We start from the raw sequence: 13,035 nt of genomic DNA on the forward strand, positions 1-13,035 counted from the left end.
GGATCATTCGCGCGCGACCACCGAATCCAGCCACGCGCAGTTCAGGGGCGGCACGCGCGGGTCGGCGACGCGCACGCCACGGGATGCCGCGTCGAGCCGCATGTCACGCAGCCGCTTGCGTTGCTCTTCCGGCATGGTCAGCCGCTCGTGGCCCCACAGCGACGGGCCGTCAAAAGTCTCGTGCGGCTGCCAGGTCTCGGGATCGATGATCCGCCCGCCCCAGCCATATTCGATGAAGAAACCGGACGGCGTGTTCACGTAGAACGAGGTCATGTGGTCGTTGGTATGCCGTCCGAGCGTGTAGGCGACGCGGCCGTCGTCCATCTGCGCGAGGTCGTAGCCCTGCCCGACATCGTCGAGGCTGCCAAGCTCGACCATGAAATGGTGCAGCGCTTTCCGCCCCGAGCCAACCATCGCAAAGGAGTGGTGGCGGCCGTTGACGTGGAAGAAATAGAGCCCGTAGGGCTTGAGGCCGAAATCGGAAACGTGAAAGCCTAGTACGTCACGATAGAACGGCAGCAACGGCTCGACGTCTTCCACGTTCATCACGACGTGACCCATGCCGAGGGCTCCGGTACGAAAACCCGAGATCGGCCGGCCCGGCTTGAACGGCTCGGTCGCAAGCTCGGGCTTGCAGAAGGCCTCAAGCCGGTTGCCGGCAGGGTCCGCGAACGTGATCAGCTCGGCGACATGACGTTCGTCGGCGAGCGCGCGCGAGCCGCGCGTCACCTTCACGCTATGGCTTTCCAGCCGCGCGGCCAGCTGATCGAGCTCGGCGGTCGACGGAACTTCCCAGCCCATCACCGCCAGCCCGGCATCGCTGCTGCCATCGACGATCAGCCGCTGCTTCCGATCGTCCATGCGGAATGCGCGCATCCTGCCGCCGCGATCGATCTGCTGCATACCGAGCAGCCCGGTCGCCATCCGGCCCCATTGGTCGAGCTGGGATGAATTGATCCCGATATAGCCGAGCGCGGTGATTTCCATCGAATTCCTCCCGAGGCATCGCGTCCGCCGCACTGCGGCGAACTTGATACCGGCCGCGCGCGACCCTACGGTGGCATCCCGCAATCGCCTCGCGTTCGCAAAGACGATAATCGCGAGGCCGCAGGCTACAAGGGAGGAAATGCGAAGTGTCCAAGGAGCGGACGCCGAACGGTCAGCCGCGGCAGTCTGAGGGCGTCCGCGCGTTCAAGCGTGGGCTGGACGTGCTGCACGAAGTCAACCGCTCCGGCGGCATCCGCGCCGGCGATGTCGCCCGCGCGCTCGACCTGCCTCGCCCGACCGTCTACCGCCTGCTCGAGACGCTCGAGGAACTCGGCTATGTCGCACGCAGCGCCAGCGACGACCGTTTTCGTGTGACCCGGCGTGCGCTCAGCCTTGGCGACGGGTACGATCCCGGCGTGGTGATCTGCCAGGCGGCGGCACCTTATCTGGCCGAACTGAGCAAGACCCTGGTCTGGCCGGTCGATCTCTCGACTTACGAAAACGCCGCGATGGTGGTGCAGGAGACCACGCATTCGCGCAGCCCGCTCTCGATCGACCGCGGCATGATCGGCAAGCGCCTGCCGATGCTGCGGACGTCCGCGGGCCGCGCCTATCTCGCCGCCAGCCCCGCGCGCGAGCGCGACCTGATCGTCAATCATCTCCGCCGGATCGACGAGGCCGAAGATCGCCCCTTTCTCGACGAAGCCCGCCTCGACCGCATGATCGCCGAGACGCAGGCGCGTGGCTACGCGATCCGCAGCGAGGGCGAATACAATCCCAAGACCGCCTCGATCGCCGTGCCCATCGTGCGCAACGGCGCGGTGTTCGGCTGCATCTCCATCATCTGGATCCGCTCGGCCCTCAAGATTGAGGAAGCCGTGGCGCAGTTTGCGGCGCAGCTTCAGGAGACGGCGTCGGCCATTCCCGTCGAGATCTAGGCGAGCCGTCCGCTGGGCGGACACTTGGCGCGGCGGCGTTGATGCGGTGGCATCGCCTGGGGAAGAGATACCCCATGCAAGATAAATCCGTCCCTGAAGATTATGACGTCGTGATCGTCGGCCGCGGCCCGGTCGGCGCCACGTTCGCAAACTTGCTCGGCCTGTGCGGCGTTCGCACGCTGGTGCTGGAGCGCGAGGCGCGGACCTATCATTTGCCGCGTGCCGTGCATTTCGACGATGAGTGCATGCGCGTGTTCCAGACCATCGGTCTCGCCGAGGCGATCCTGCCGCAGACAATCCTCAGCCCCGGCATGCTGTTTCTGGATGCCGACGGCAAGATGCTGCTGGACTGGTCGCGGCCGCAAACCCCTACGCAGATGGGCTGGAATCTCAGCTATCGCTTCCACCAGCCCGACCTGGAGGACGTGCTGATCGCCGGCCTGTCACGCTGGCCGCACGTCACCTTGCGCAATCGCTGCGACGTGTTCGCGCTGGATCAGGACGACACCGGCGTGCGCGTCCGCTACGAGGACGTCTCCAGCGGGAGGCTGAGCGAAGTCCGCGTCCGCTACGTCATCGGTTGCGACGGTGCCCGCTCGCTGGTGCGCCGCTTCATCGGCTCCGGCATGGACGACCTCGGCTTCCACGAGCGCTGGCTGGTGATCGACGTGCTGCTCAAGCGCGACCGCGACGATCTCGGCGACTACAGCATCCAGCATTGCGATCCACGCCGACCGGCGACCTATGTCCGGGGCACGGGCACGCGGCGACGCTGGGAGATCACCGTGCTTCCGGACGAGGACTCCCAGGAGGTGACCCAGCCGGCAAATGTCTGGAAGCTGCTGTCGCGCTGGATCACGCCCGAGGATGCCGAACTCGAGCGCGCCGCGGTCTACACCTTTCATTCCGTCATCGCGCAGCAATGGCGCAGCGGTCGTCTGCTGCTCGCGGGCGATTCCGCACACCAGACCCCGCCCTTCCTCGGCCAGGGCATGTGCGCCGGCATCCGCGATGCCGCCAACCTCGCCTGGAAACTCGCCAGCGTCATCCGTGACCGCGCCACGCCTGATATGCTCGACACCTATCAGAGCGAGCGCCAACCGCATGTGCGCGAGTTCATCGAGCTCGCTATCCGCCTCGGCGGCATCATCAACACCAAGGCGATCGAAGCGGGCCTTGCCGCCGGCGAGGCGCGCGCGAATGCACCGGTCAGGCTCGAGGTGAAGAAGCCCCTGCTCGGCCCCGGACTCGTGCTCGACGATCTGCCTCTCGCCGGACATCTCGTGCCGCAGTTCGAGCTGAACGACGGTCGCCGCAGCGACGACCGGACCGGCTACAGCCATGTGCTGCTGGTCGAGACCGCGGCCGCGCCGCCATCGCGTCTCGCTCTTTCGCAAGCTGGAATCGAAATCCTGACCAGCGACGACGCCGAAGGTGTCGGATCATGGTTGCGCGAGCACGGCATCATCGCCGCACTGGTTCGCCCCGACCGCTACGTCCGCGGTAGCGCCCGCAACGATACCGAGCTCGACCGGCTGATTGTGGCCATCACGCCTCCAACCCACGTGCCGTCCGCGGCCTGACCGACTTCGCTCAAGGACACCTCATGAAGCTTCTCTCTTTCATCGCCGACGGCCATGCCTCCTTCGGGGCCGTCAAGGACAACGGCGTCGTCGATCTCGGGGCACGCATGGCAGGCTGCTCGACGCTGCGGCAGCTGCTCGAAGCTGGTCGCGTTGCCGAGGCGGCAAAGCTCGTTGCGTCCACGGCGCCCGATCATTCCCTCGACAATATCAGCTTCGCGCCTGTCATCCCCGATCCCGGCAAGATCATCTGCGTCGGCCTGAACTATCGCGACCACGTCGCCGAGACCGGGCGCACCGTCACCGAGAAGCCGGCGCTGTTCGTGCGCTTTCCGTGCAGCCAGGTCGGCCATCTCCAGCCGATCGTGAAGCCGAAGGTCAGCGACGATTTCGACTATGAGGGCGAGCTTGCGCTCGTCATCGGCAAGGAAGGACGGCACATCCCCGCGAACCGCGCGCTCGACCACGTAGCCGGCTATTCCTGCTACAACGAGGGTAGCATCCGAGACTGGCAGCGCCACACCAGCCAGTTCCTCTCCGGCAAGACCTTTGCGGAGAGCGGCAGTTTTGGTCCGTGGCTGGTGACGGCCGACGAGATCGCCGATCCGTCGAAGCTTACCTTGCGGACGCGCCTGAACGGCACCGTGGTACAGGACACCACCACCGATCTCCTGATCACCGGCATCCCCGAGCTGATCGCCTACATCTCGACGATCTGCCCCCTTGTCCCCGGCGATGTCATTGTCACGGGCACGCCCGGCGGCGTCGGCGCAAAGCGCACGCCGCCGCTGTGGATGCGCCCCGGCGACACCGTCGAGGTCGAGATCTCCGGCATCGGAACCTTGCGCAACAAGGTCATCGCCGAACCGGCCTGACCGCCAACGCCAAGATCAATCAACGACAACAAAATCAGGAAACGCCATGAGCACGCTTCGCACGACATCGACCGCCATCCTGCTGATCACGCTGACGCTCGCAGGCACCATCGCGCACGCGGAAATCAAGGGCGAGGCCGTCCGCATCGGTGTCCTCACCGACATGAACGGCATCTTCGCGACCGCGATGGGTCCGGGCTCGGTCGAGGCGGCGCGGATGGCGGCGGAGGAGTTCGGCGGCAAGATCAACGGCAAGCCGATCGAGATCCTACAGGCCGACCACCAGAACAAGCCGGACCTTGCGGCCTCGCTCGCCCGCAAATGGTTCAGCGACGGCGTGCAGGCGATCGCGGACGGCGGCAGTTCCGGTGCCGCGCTCGCGGTGCAGGAACTGGTGCGCGGCAACGGAAAAATCTTCCTCGTCTCCGGCGCTGGCGCCAACCAGCTCACCGACGAAGCCTGTGCACCGAGTAGCGTGCAGTGGACCCAGGACGCCTATTCGACCGCGACCGCGGTGGTCTCCGGCATCATGCAGACCAGCAAGGAGCCGTGGTTCTTCATCACCGGCGACTACGCCTTCGGCCATTCGATCGAGGCAACCGCGCGCGCCCGCATCACCGAGCTCGGCGGCAAGGTCGCCGGCAGCGTCAAGGCGCAGCTCGGCACGCCCGACTACAGCTCGTTCCTGCTTCAGGCGCAGTCCTCGGGCGCAAAGATTCTCGCGATCAACGTCGCCGGCGACAACGCCACGGCGATCAAGCAGGCGGAAGAATTCGGTCTTGCCGACCAGGGCATCAAGATCGTGCCGATGTCGTTCCAGAACGTCGATATCGAGGCCGTCGGGTTGAAGGCGACGCGCGGCGATCTCATCGTCACCTCGTTCTTCGAGGACGTCTCGCCGGCAGCCCGGAGATTCTCCGATGCGTTCTTCGCTCGCCGCAAAGCGATGCCCTCGCAGATCCAGGCCGGAGTCTATTCCGCCGTGCGCCACTATCTCCAAGCCGTGAAGGATACCGACTCGGACGACAGCGCGGCCGTGATGGCGAAGATGAAGGCGACGCCCATCTCCGACGCTTACACGCCCAATGGTCGCATCCGCGAGGACCAGCGCATGGTGCACGATCTCTATTTGGTGCAGGTCAAGACGCCGGAGGAATCGAAAGGACCCTGGGACTTCGTCAAGCTGGTCGCAACCATCCCGCCCGACCAGGCCTTCCGCCCGCTTGAACGCAGCAAGTGCGGCCTGGTCGGCAAGTAAGCCGTCAGGCGAGGTAGCGCGTGAGATAGCCTTCCATGGCGTAAAGCGCGCAGAGCGCGAGGCTCGACCACACCGCCGCGGTGAAATACAGGAACATCCAGGTCAGCTCGCCCTTCCAGTGCGCGATGTCGTGGGTCACGACCCATCGCGTCGAGACGTCGTGCAGGCCTTCGAGGAGGCCGAGGAATCTGTTGCCCTCTTCATGCCCGGCCCGCCAGCGGCTGAGATACATCGGGACGTCGACGGTGACGAGGAAGGCGAGGAAACAGGCGATGCCGACGATGCCGGCAATCAACGCCCAGCGCACCGGTCCCTGGAATTCAGGCATCAGCCGGCACAGCGCGATGCCCGCGAGGAAGAACGTCACCGCCCACAGCGAGTTCTCGATCGCGTTGTAGAGGAAGTTGGTGGTCACGACCGCGTACCAGGAGAAGCACTCCGCGATGATGATGATCGGCACGATGACCCACGCGATATTCACGACGGTCTCGGCGCCAGTCATGGTGCCGAGCTGGTGCAGGATAACCGCCCATTGCGCGGCGAAGCAGACTTCCGCCACGGTCGCCACCGTGCGGCCGACGAAGACGCTGGAGAGCCAGGTGTCGAAAAGGCAGATGCGTTGCACGTCGGCGCGCGGCAGGAACGAGCGGAAGGCGCAGCCGAACACATAGCCTGCGCAGAGCAGGAACATCAGTCCGATATCCGAGCCGCCGCCGACACTGCCGGCAACCGTTGGATAGAACTCGCGGTAGAGCATGAACCAGACGAGGATGTTGGCACTGCTGACGAGCGTCAGGGACCCCCACCACCACGCGAGGGGATTTGACCGCGCCTGCCACTGCAACATGAATCGCTCCGCTGTAATCGATGTGACACGTCTTCGTAATAATCCTGTCACAGAACGCCATGGAATCACGACAAAAATCTGTGCGCGGCTTCGCTCGCGCGGGTCTTTTTTGCCGGCAGTGACCGCGCCGATTTCGTCCACATATTGGACGGAGAAGGCGCGATTCTCGAATTTATTGGACAAGCGAACGCAGCAGGTCCATTAAACTCGGCATGGCTCAACGCGTCCGGACCAAACCGCCTCCCGCCTCCTCATCCGCGGCCGCAGTGCTGGCCTCGAGTGCCGATGACGCCACGTTCGCGACGACGCTGGCAAAGGGCCTCGTGGTGCTCGAAGCCTTCAAGGCCGGAACGACGCAGCTCGGCAACATGGAGCTCTCGACCCTGACGGGGATTCCGCGCCCGACGGTGGCGCGGCTGACGCATACGCTCGCCGAGCTCGGCTACCTCCGCTACGACGCCGAACGCGCCAAATATCGCGTCGGAGCACGGGCTTTGCGGATGGCGCATCCGCTGCTGGCCGACATGCAGTTCCGCCAGGTCGCACGTCCCATGATGCAGGAACTGGCGCAGAGCGTGCGCGGCACGGTCTCGATCGGTCTGCTCGACGGCACGTCGATGATCTATATCGAAACCGCGCGCTCCGGCGATGTCGGCCCGCACGTCCCCGACATCGGCATGCCCATTCCCGTGGTGATGACGGCAATGGGCCGCGCCGCGGCGGCAACGTTGCCGCCTGCCGATGCAGCGCTTCTCGAAGAGCGGATCGCAAGCGAGGATGCCGAGCTGTGGTCGGCCTTTCGCGACAGATATCGCGCCGGCCTCACGCAATGCGCCAGCCGCGGCTTCTGCACCTGCTGGGGCGAATACATGGCGTCGATCCACGCCGTCGCCGCCCCGCTGTTTCATGCCGATGAGACGAAGCGGTCGTTCTCCATCAATTGCGGCATCCCCGCGTTCCGGCTCCAGCCCGGCCAATTGGAGGGCGAGATCGGCCCGCGCATTGCCGCCCTCGCCGACAGCATCCGCGCCATCATCGGCGCGGCGGGGCCGGCGGCCGAGACACAAAAGCAAAACAAGAAGAGGGCCAGGAAATGAACAGGAATACTGGCGCTCCACCACCGGGAGGCCATCATGACCGTCACGCGCCGAACATTGTTGGGCACTCTCGCCCTTTCCCTGTCCGGGCTTCCATTCTCCGTACGCGCTGAGGACGCCTGGCCGTCGCGCCTGGTGCGGCTGATCTCGCCCTACGGGCCCGGCGGCTCCAACGACATCTCGCTGCGGCTGCTCGCCGAAGAGTTCGGCCGCAGCCTGCACCAGCAGTTCATCGTCGAGAACAAGCCGGGCGCCGGCACGCGCATCGCCAACGATACGGTCGCGCATGCGCCGGGCGACGGCTACACCATTCTTTACGTCGCCGCACCCTACGCCACCGCCGAGGCGCTGTTCGGCAAACTGACCTACGAGAAGCCATCCAGCGAGACGGCCCTATTTCCTCCTCTCGTCATGCCCGGGTCAAGCCCAGGCATGACGACTGAGCGCGTGGCAGGCGAACCGCGAAGGCTGCGCCTCACCGCTTCATCCCGCCCACATAGGCCGCGAGCTTGTCCAGCGTCTGGTAGCCGTATTCGACGGCACCGAAGCCGATCATGCCGTCGCGCTGCTCCGTGCTCGAGGCCAGTTGCCGCATCATCAGCACGGTCTTGCCGTTGCTTTGCTCGGCGAAGGTGACGGTAAAGCGGAACATGCCGGGATCATCGTCCTGGTCGGTACCGTGATCCATCTCCATCAGAGACGGCCGCTCGATGCGGCGGAAGCGCATCCGGTTCGGATAGACCGTGCCGTCGGGGCCGATCATGTTGAAACGCCAGACCCCGCCGACGCGCACGTCGATCTCGAAGGTCTCGACCTCGAAGCCCTTCGGCCCGAACCATTGCGGCAGGTGCTTTGGGTCGGACCACGCCTCGAACACCAGATCGCGCGGCGCATCGATCACGCGGGACATCACGATCTCGCGGTCGAGCGACCATTGCGACAAGGCGGGATTGGCAGAATTGGTCATCGTCAGGCACCTTTCCGTTTGGTTGTTCGGGACGGTCGCTTTGCGGCCGCCCTCTCCTTCTCTTTCTTCAGTTGCATCACGTAAGCTTCGAACCGATCGAGCCGCGCTTCCCAGATCGCGCGCTGCTGCTGGAACCAGTCCTCAGCGCCGAGGAGTGCGTCCGGGCTGAGGCGGCAGGTGCGCACGCGGCCGGATTTCTCCGTCAGAACGAGCCCACTCGTCTCCAGCACGTGGATGTGTTTCATCAAGCTCGGCAGCGCCATCTCGAAGGGATCGGCGAGTTCGCCGACCGACGCCTCGCCGGCGCACAGCCGCATCACGATCGCCCGCCGTGTCGGGTCGGCAAGCGCTGCGAAGATCTGATCCAATCGGGACAATTGGTTAGCCATGTAGCTAACTATAGACTCGCCGCGAACCCACGTCAAGGATTGTTAGCCAACAAGCTAAGTTAATCCAGCGGCGTGGCCGCGCGCTTCGCGACGATCCCGGCTTCCCGCCCATGGGACTCAATCAACCGTGCGCAACGACGTCATTCGCGTCGGCGTGAATTACAAGCTCGGCGCGGTTAGAGGGTCCGCTGCGGAACTTCCAACGCGCAATTGTGAATTGAGGCGGGACGCGGTTTGCAGGCACGAATGGCGCTGGGGGCGTCGGCAACCTGCTCATCAAGCGCGTGTCCTTGTCACCTCGAAAACAGAAAGCCCCGGGCGAGCCGGGGCTTTCCAAGCCAGATTCGGAACGGGATGAAGCTCAGTATCTGGCGACGACAGGTCCGCCGAACTTGTAGTTCACGCCGACGCGCACGATGTTCGACTTGATGTCCACCGAGTGGGTGTAGACGTTGCTCGGGAATGGCACCGTGCCAGCAAATCCAATCAGGTTGGTGCTGGTCGCCGTTGTGCGGCCGAGGTCAACATAGAGGTATTCGGCCTTGAGCGACCAGCCGCCGCCGAACGCGTATTCGGTGCCAACACCTGCGGTCCAGCCGAGGCGCGTGTCGCGGATCGCCGCCGACTCCGTCGCCGCGGAGAATGTGTCGGTGAAGTTGAAATTACCCTTCACCTCGGAGATTGCAGCGCCACCGGTGGCGTAGAGCAGCCAGGTCGGAGCAGCCAGGAAGCCGATACGGCCCCGGACGGTGGCGAGCCAGTCGGCCGAGACCTGCGAGGACACGGTGAAGCCGGTCGGGGCGCAGCAGGGATAGAGCGCCGACCCGGACGCACTGCCCTTGAAGCCGAAATAGTTGATGTCGCCTTCGAGACCGAGCACGGCGTTGTTGACCTGCCAGTTGTAGCCGGCGGAAAAACCGCCAGTGACACTCGAGCTGTTGACGCGCTGGGCGCCGACAGCTGCAATCGCAGGAACACTGGAGCTCGCGAAATAGCCGGCGGGATCGAACACGGTCGAGGTGCCCGGATCGGCGCTACCCCATTGTCCGCCGACGTTGGCGCCGACATAGAAGCCGGTCCAGTTGTAGGCCGGCGCCATCACGGGCGCCTTGGTGTAGTGAGCCGCGAGATCCGCAGCGGACACGGACGCGGTGCCCAGGACAACCGATGCGACCACCAGCAAAAACTTCTTCATTCCAGTCTCCTTGCCCCACGCGAGCCAAGCTCGTGTTTTCGAATGTGCGCGGTGGAAGCAGCCGGCGCAGATTGTGCATAGGGAGTGGACCGCTCGCCGTCTTGGGCTGCCGCGAAGTTCATAGGGACTGTGACGTAGTGTGCGCCCCCCACCGTACAAACGAATGACGGGTGTGACTCAGGGGCCACGCATCACCCTTCGACAGCGGCGGGCCACGCACATCAATGTCGCATCGCGACAACGCCGCTGGAAGCGATTCGGATCCGTCTGGCTCAAACCGAGCGCGTCAGTCCGCCGTCGACGCGGATGTTCTGGCCGGTGATGTAGGCCGCGCCGTCGGACGCCAGGAAGGCGACCGTCGCAGCGACCTCCTCGACCTTGCCGTAGCGCTTCATCGGCACGCTGTCGCGGCGTGCATCCAGCTGCGGCAGGCTGTCGATCCAGCCGGGCAGCACGTTGTTCATGCGGATGTTATCGCCCGCATGAGTGTCGGCGAATATCTTGGTGAAGGCGGCAAGGCCTGCCCGGAACACCGCCGAGGTCGGAAACATCGCGCTCGGCTCGAACGCCCAGGCGGTCGAGATGTTGATGATGGCGCCTGCCTTCTGTGCCGCCATCACCGGCGTCACCAGCCGGGTCGGACGGATGACGTTGAGCAGATAGGTGTCGAGGCCGGTGTGCCACTGCTCGTCGGTGATCTCCGTGATCGGCGCGCGCGGGCCGTGGCCGGCGCTGTTGACGAGCACGTCGATGCGTCCCCATTTCGCCATCGCGCCATCGACGAGGCGCTTCAGATCGTCGTTCGACTTGTTCGAGCCGGTCACACCGAGCCCGCCGAGCTCGGCTGCCAGCGCCTCGCCCTTGCCGGAGGACGACAGTATGGCGACGCGAAAGCCGTCGGCCGCGAGCCGCCGCGCAGCCCCTGCCCCCATGCCGCTTCCGCCGGCGGTAACGAGTGCGACCTTCTCTGCTGCCATGACCAATGATCCTCTGTGATATCGTTGAGGCGAGCCGCAGGCCCGGCCTATCATGCGGCTTTCTACCGCCTGACCCGCCGGCAGGTCCACCGCCGAAGGTATCCATCATGAGCGATTTGCATATCCGCAGTTTGCGCCCCGAGGAGATCGCCATCGCCGCCGACTGGGCCGCGGTCGAGGGCTGGAATCCGGGCCTTGGCGATGCCGCATGTTTCGCGATCCCGGACGCGAAAGGCTTCTTCGTCGGCGAGGTCGACGGCGAGCCGGTGGCGACAGTCTCATGCGTCAATTACGATGACCGCTTCGCCTTCCTCGGCTTCTACATCGTGCGCTCGGGCTTTCGCGGCGCGGGCCACGGCCTGCGCATCTGGAATGCAGCGATCGCGCATGCAGGGGCCCGTGTGATCGGCCTCGACGGCGTCGTGGCGCAGCAGGACAATTACAGAAAGTCCGGCTTCCAGCTGGCTTACGCAAATATCCGCTATGGCGGTGACGTCGCCGCCCCGCAGAGACCGCCGGCCGATGTCGTTGCGCTGGGCGCGATCCCGTTCGCGCTCGTCGAAGCCGACGACGCGACCGTCTTTCCGGCTCCGCGCAGCGCCTTCCTGCGTGCATGGACCAACACGCACGGCCATATCGGCCGTGCTCTTGTGCGCGATGGCAAGCTGGCCGCATGGGGCGTGATTCGGCCTTGCCGGACGGGCCGCAAGATCGGCCCGCTCGTCGCCGACGATCGCGCGGCAGCGCAGACGCTGCTGCACGGCCTGCTGGCAAGCGCGGGCGGCGGCGAAATCTTCCTCGACCTCCCCGCCGTCAATCGCGAAGCGATTGCGCTCGCGGAGTCGCTCGGCCTCAAGCCGGTGTTCGAGACGGCGCGGATGTATACCGGACCGGTCCCGCCACTGCGGATCGACCGCGTTTTCGGCGTGACCAGTTTTGAGCTGGGCTAGCGCCGATCAGTAGCAGCGCATGATGTTGACGGTGTGCTCGCCGCCACCGCGGCCGGGCACGGTCACCTGTTCCGTCGGACAGCTCGGCACATAGGGCCGGTCGGACGGCACGACGTTCGGCGGGAAGCGATGCGTCCAGTCCCAGGGAACGTCATACGTGTAGGTGTAGCGCACGTCGTTGGGGACCGGCTGCCCGGCATCGGCGAACGGGTGGCTGTAGCCTGCATTGTCGTAGAAGAACCCGCCGCCGCCCGGCCAGTAGACCCAGGGCGTGTTGCGTCCGCGGAACCGGGCGCCCGGCGAAATCGCGGCACGCGCTGCCGCCCATGATACGCACCAACTGGTTTGGCTTCGCGGATAGCGGCTCCCCACCGCACGCTAGGCCGGGCCGTCACCCAGCCGCAAACGTATAATTAATTATTGGTTAAGGCACGGGATTAACGGGGAACGGGGTGCGGCAGAACGCCCAAATTCCAGGCCTGTTTCAAGCACTTCGCTCCGTGGAACGCGAACCTCATAACCAGTTGATCGGAGTTGATCGCGTCAGGCGAACGCAGCCGGAACGCCGCCCCATTGCAACAACAACGGCACGCTGACCAGCCTCTATCGCAACTGACAGACCGGGCGTCTCGCAAGGCCCGTCGTCCGCACGGGCGATGGGCCTTCGCGCATCAGCGGCCCTGATGCTTGTGCAGCCAATCCAGCATGTCCTGGGCATTCCCGGTGCCTTGCGATACGACCGCGGTGTTGCCGCCGCTGCGGCGATAGACCGTTGTCCGGCCCGGTTCCTTGTCGATCCTGACTTCTGCCTGAGCCGGATCGCCGCTTTGCGTGATCACCGCTGTCCCGTTCTCGTCCTGGACCACGGTGGTATGGCCGTCGCCGGACTCGCCGGCCCCGGCCGGCGCCATCGCAATTGCAGTCATCAGGCCCATTCCGGATGCGAGCAGGAGAAACTTCATGTCACACCTC

The 13,035-nt window shown here is 65.1% G+C and carries 14 protein-coding genes and 1 pseudogene; 7 read left to right on the plus strand and 8 right to left on the minus strand.

The window, feature by feature from the left end; genetic code table 11:
- Window positions 1-3 precede the first annotated feature (3 nt).
- Window positions 4-987 (minus strand): VOC family protein, encoded by a 984-nt coding sequence (locus NR187_RS27465; RefSeq protein ID WP_211386541.1) that lies wholly within the window; start codon window positions 985-987, stop codon window positions 4-6.
- 146 nt (window positions 988-1,133) lie between these two features.
- Here NR187_RS27465 and NR187_RS27470 point away from each other — a divergent pair, with 146 nt between their 5' ends.
- The 4 genes from NR187_RS27470 to NR187_RS27485 all read left to right on the plus strand — a co-directional run bounded on the left by NR187_RS27470 (window position 1,134) and on the right by NR187_RS27485 (window position 5,641).
- Window positions 1,134-1,925 carry a DNA-binding transcriptional regulator gene (locus NR187_RS27470; protein WP_211386542.1) on the plus strand — a complete coding sequence of 264 codons (792 nt, stop codon included), beginning with the start codon at window positions 1,134-1,136 and terminating at the stop codon, window positions 1,923-1,925.
- A gap of 74 nt (window positions 1,926-1,999) precedes the next feature.
- A complete protein-coding gene (locus tag NR187_RS27475) occupies window positions 2,000-3,508 on the plus strand; it encodes a bifunctional 3-(3-hydroxy-phenyl)propionate/3-hydroxycinnamic acid hydroxylase (RefSeq protein ID WP_256808302.1) in 1,509 nt (502 codons plus the stop codon).
- A gap of 23 nt (window positions 3,509-3,531) precedes the next feature.
- Window positions 3,532-4,383 carry a fumarylacetoacetate hydrolase family protein gene (locus NR187_RS27480; protein WP_256808303.1) on the plus strand — a complete coding sequence of 284 codons (852 nt, stop codon included), beginning with the start codon at window positions 3,532-3,534 and terminating at the stop codon, window positions 4,381-4,383.
- A gap of 46 nt (window positions 4,384-4,429) precedes the next feature.
- The gene (locus NR187_RS27485) at window positions 4,430-5,641 is read left to right on the plus strand and encodes an ABC transporter substrate-binding protein (protein ID WP_256808304.1); all 1,212 of its coding nucleotides are present in this window, start codon (window positions 4,430-4,432) and stop codon (window positions 5,639-5,641) included.
- 4 nt (window positions 5,642-5,645) lie between these two features.
- Here the strand turns inward: NR187_RS27485 and NR187_RS27490 are convergent, their stop codons facing one another.
- Window positions 5,646-6,488 carry a hypothetical protein gene (locus NR187_RS27490; protein ID WP_256808306.1) on the minus strand — a complete coding sequence of 281 codons (843 nt, stop codon included), beginning with the start codon at window positions 6,486-6,488 and terminating at the stop codon, window positions 5,646-5,648.
- Window positions 6,489-6,700: 212 nt separating this feature from the next.
- On the opposite strand from NR187_RS27490, the gene NR187_RS27495 reads away from it, so the two are divergent.
- Window positions 6,701-7,585 carry an IclR family transcriptional regulator gene (locus NR187_RS27495; RefSeq protein ID WP_256808308.1) on the plus strand — a complete coding sequence of 295 codons (885 nt, stop codon included), beginning with the start codon at window positions 6,701-6,703 and terminating at the stop codon, window positions 7,583-7,585.
- Window positions 7,586-7,621: 36 nt separating this feature from the next.
- Window positions 7,622-7,960: pseudogene (locus NR187_RS27500) on the plus strand (Bug family tripartite tricarboxylate transporter substrate binding protein); the annotation flags it as partial.
- A 100-nt stretch (window positions 7,961-8,060) separates the two neighbouring features.
- Here the strand turns inward: NR187_RS27500 and NR187_RS27505 are convergent.
- From NR187_RS27505 to NR187_RS27520, 4 genes are all read right to left on the minus strand, one after another.
- Entirely contained in the window at window positions 8,061-8,552 is a 492-nt protein-coding gene (locus tag NR187_RS27505) for an SRPBCC family protein (protein ID WP_211386550.1), read from the minus strand.
- 2 nt (window positions 8,553-8,554) lie between these two features.
- A complete protein-coding gene (locus tag NR187_RS27510) occupies window positions 8,555-8,941 on the minus strand; it encodes a helix-turn-helix transcriptional regulator (RefSeq protein ID WP_211386714.1) in 387 nt (128 codons plus the stop codon).
- Window positions 8,942-9,302: 361 nt separating this feature from the next.
- The gene (locus NR187_RS27515; RefSeq protein WP_256808310.1) at window positions 9,303-10,136 is read right to left on the minus strand and encodes an outer membrane protein; all 834 of its coding nucleotides are present in this window, start codon (window positions 10,134-10,136) and stop codon (window positions 9,303-9,305) included.
- A gap of 272 nt (window positions 10,137-10,408) precedes the next feature.
- Window positions 10,409-11,113, minus strand: a complete 705-nt coding sequence (locus tag NR187_RS27520; RefSeq protein WP_211386552.1) for an SDR family oxidoreductase — start codon at window positions 11,111-11,113, stop codon at window positions 10,409-10,411.
- 107 nt (window positions 11,114-11,220) lie between these two features.
- Between NR187_RS27520 and NR187_RS27525 the strand changes: the two genes are divergently transcribed.
- Window positions 11,221-12,063 carry a GNAT family N-acetyltransferase gene (locus NR187_RS27525; RefSeq protein WP_211386553.1) on the plus strand — a complete coding sequence of 281 codons (843 nt, stop codon included), beginning with the start codon at window positions 11,221-11,223 and terminating at the stop codon, window positions 12,061-12,063.
- Between the two features lie 6 nt (window positions 12,064-12,069).
- On the opposite strand, the gene NR187_RS27530 is transcribed toward NR187_RS27525, so the two are convergent.
- Entirely contained in the window at window positions 12,070-12,435 is a 366-nt protein-coding gene (locus NR187_RS27530) for a hypothetical protein (RefSeq protein ID WP_256808312.1), read from the minus strand.
- 299 nt (window positions 12,436-12,734) lie between these two features.
- The gene (locus NR187_RS27535) at window positions 12,735-13,025 is read right to left on the minus strand and encodes a hypothetical protein (protein ID WP_211386555.1); all 291 of its coding nucleotides are present in this window, start codon (window positions 13,023-13,025) and stop codon (window positions 12,735-12,737) included.
- Window positions 13,026-13,035 lie beyond the last annotated feature (10 nt).

It is taken from the genome of Bradyrhizobium sp. Bra64, from assembly GCF_024519875.1.
Classification (GTDB): domain Bacteria; phylum Pseudomonadota; class Alphaproteobacteria; order Rhizobiales; family Xanthobacteraceae; genus Bradyrhizobium; species Bradyrhizobium japonicum_G.

Bases quoted from the DNA above. Each gene is read 5' to 3' on its own strand.
- NR187_RS27525 (WP_211386553.1), top strand. From the start codon at position 11,221: ATGAGCGATTTGCATATCCGCAGTTTGCGCCCCGAGGAGATCGCCATC.
- NR187_RS27510 (WP_211386714.1), bottom strand. From the start codon at position 8,941: ATGGCTAACCAATTGTCCCGATTGGATCAGATCTTCGCAGCGCTTGCC.
- NR187_RS27515 (WP_256808310.1), bottom strand. From the start codon at position 10,136: ATGAAGAAGTTTTTGCTGGTGGTCGCATCGGTTGTCCTGGGCACCGCG.
- NR187_RS27505 (WP_211386550.1), bottom strand. From the start codon at position 8,552: ATGACCAATTCTGCCAATCCCGCCTTGTCGCAATGGTCGCTCGACCGC.
- NR187_RS27475 (WP_256808302.1), top strand. From the start codon at position 2,000: ATGCAAGATAAATCCGTCCCTGAAGATTATGACGTCGTGATCGTCGGC.
- NR187_RS27485 (WP_256808304.1), top strand. From the start codon at position 4,430: ATGAGCACGCTTCGCACGACATCGACCGCCATCCTGCTGATCACGCTG.
- NR187_RS27480 (WP_256808303.1), top strand. From the start codon at position 3,532: ATGAAGCTTCTCTCTTTCATCGCCGACGGCCATGCCTCCTTCGGGGCC.
- NR187_RS27465 (WP_211386541.1), bottom strand. From the start codon at position 987: ATGGAAATCACCGCGCTCGGCTATATCGGGATCAATTCATCCCAGCTC.
- NR187_RS27490 (WP_256808306.1), bottom strand. From the start codon at position 6,488: ATGTTGCAGTGGCAGGCGCGGTCAAATCCCCTCGCGTGGTGGTGGGGG.
- NR187_RS27495 (WP_256808308.1), top strand. From the start codon at position 6,701: ATGGCTCAACGCGTCCGGACCAAACCGCCTCCCGCCTCCTCATCCGCG.
- NR187_RS27535 (WP_211386555.1), bottom strand. From the start codon at position 13,025: ATGAAGTTTCTCCTGCTCGCATCCGGAATGGGCCTGATGACTGCAATT.
- NR187_RS27520 (WP_211386552.1), bottom strand. From the start codon at position 11,113: ATGGCAGCAGAGAAGGTCGCACTCGTTACCGCCGGCGGAAGCGGCATG.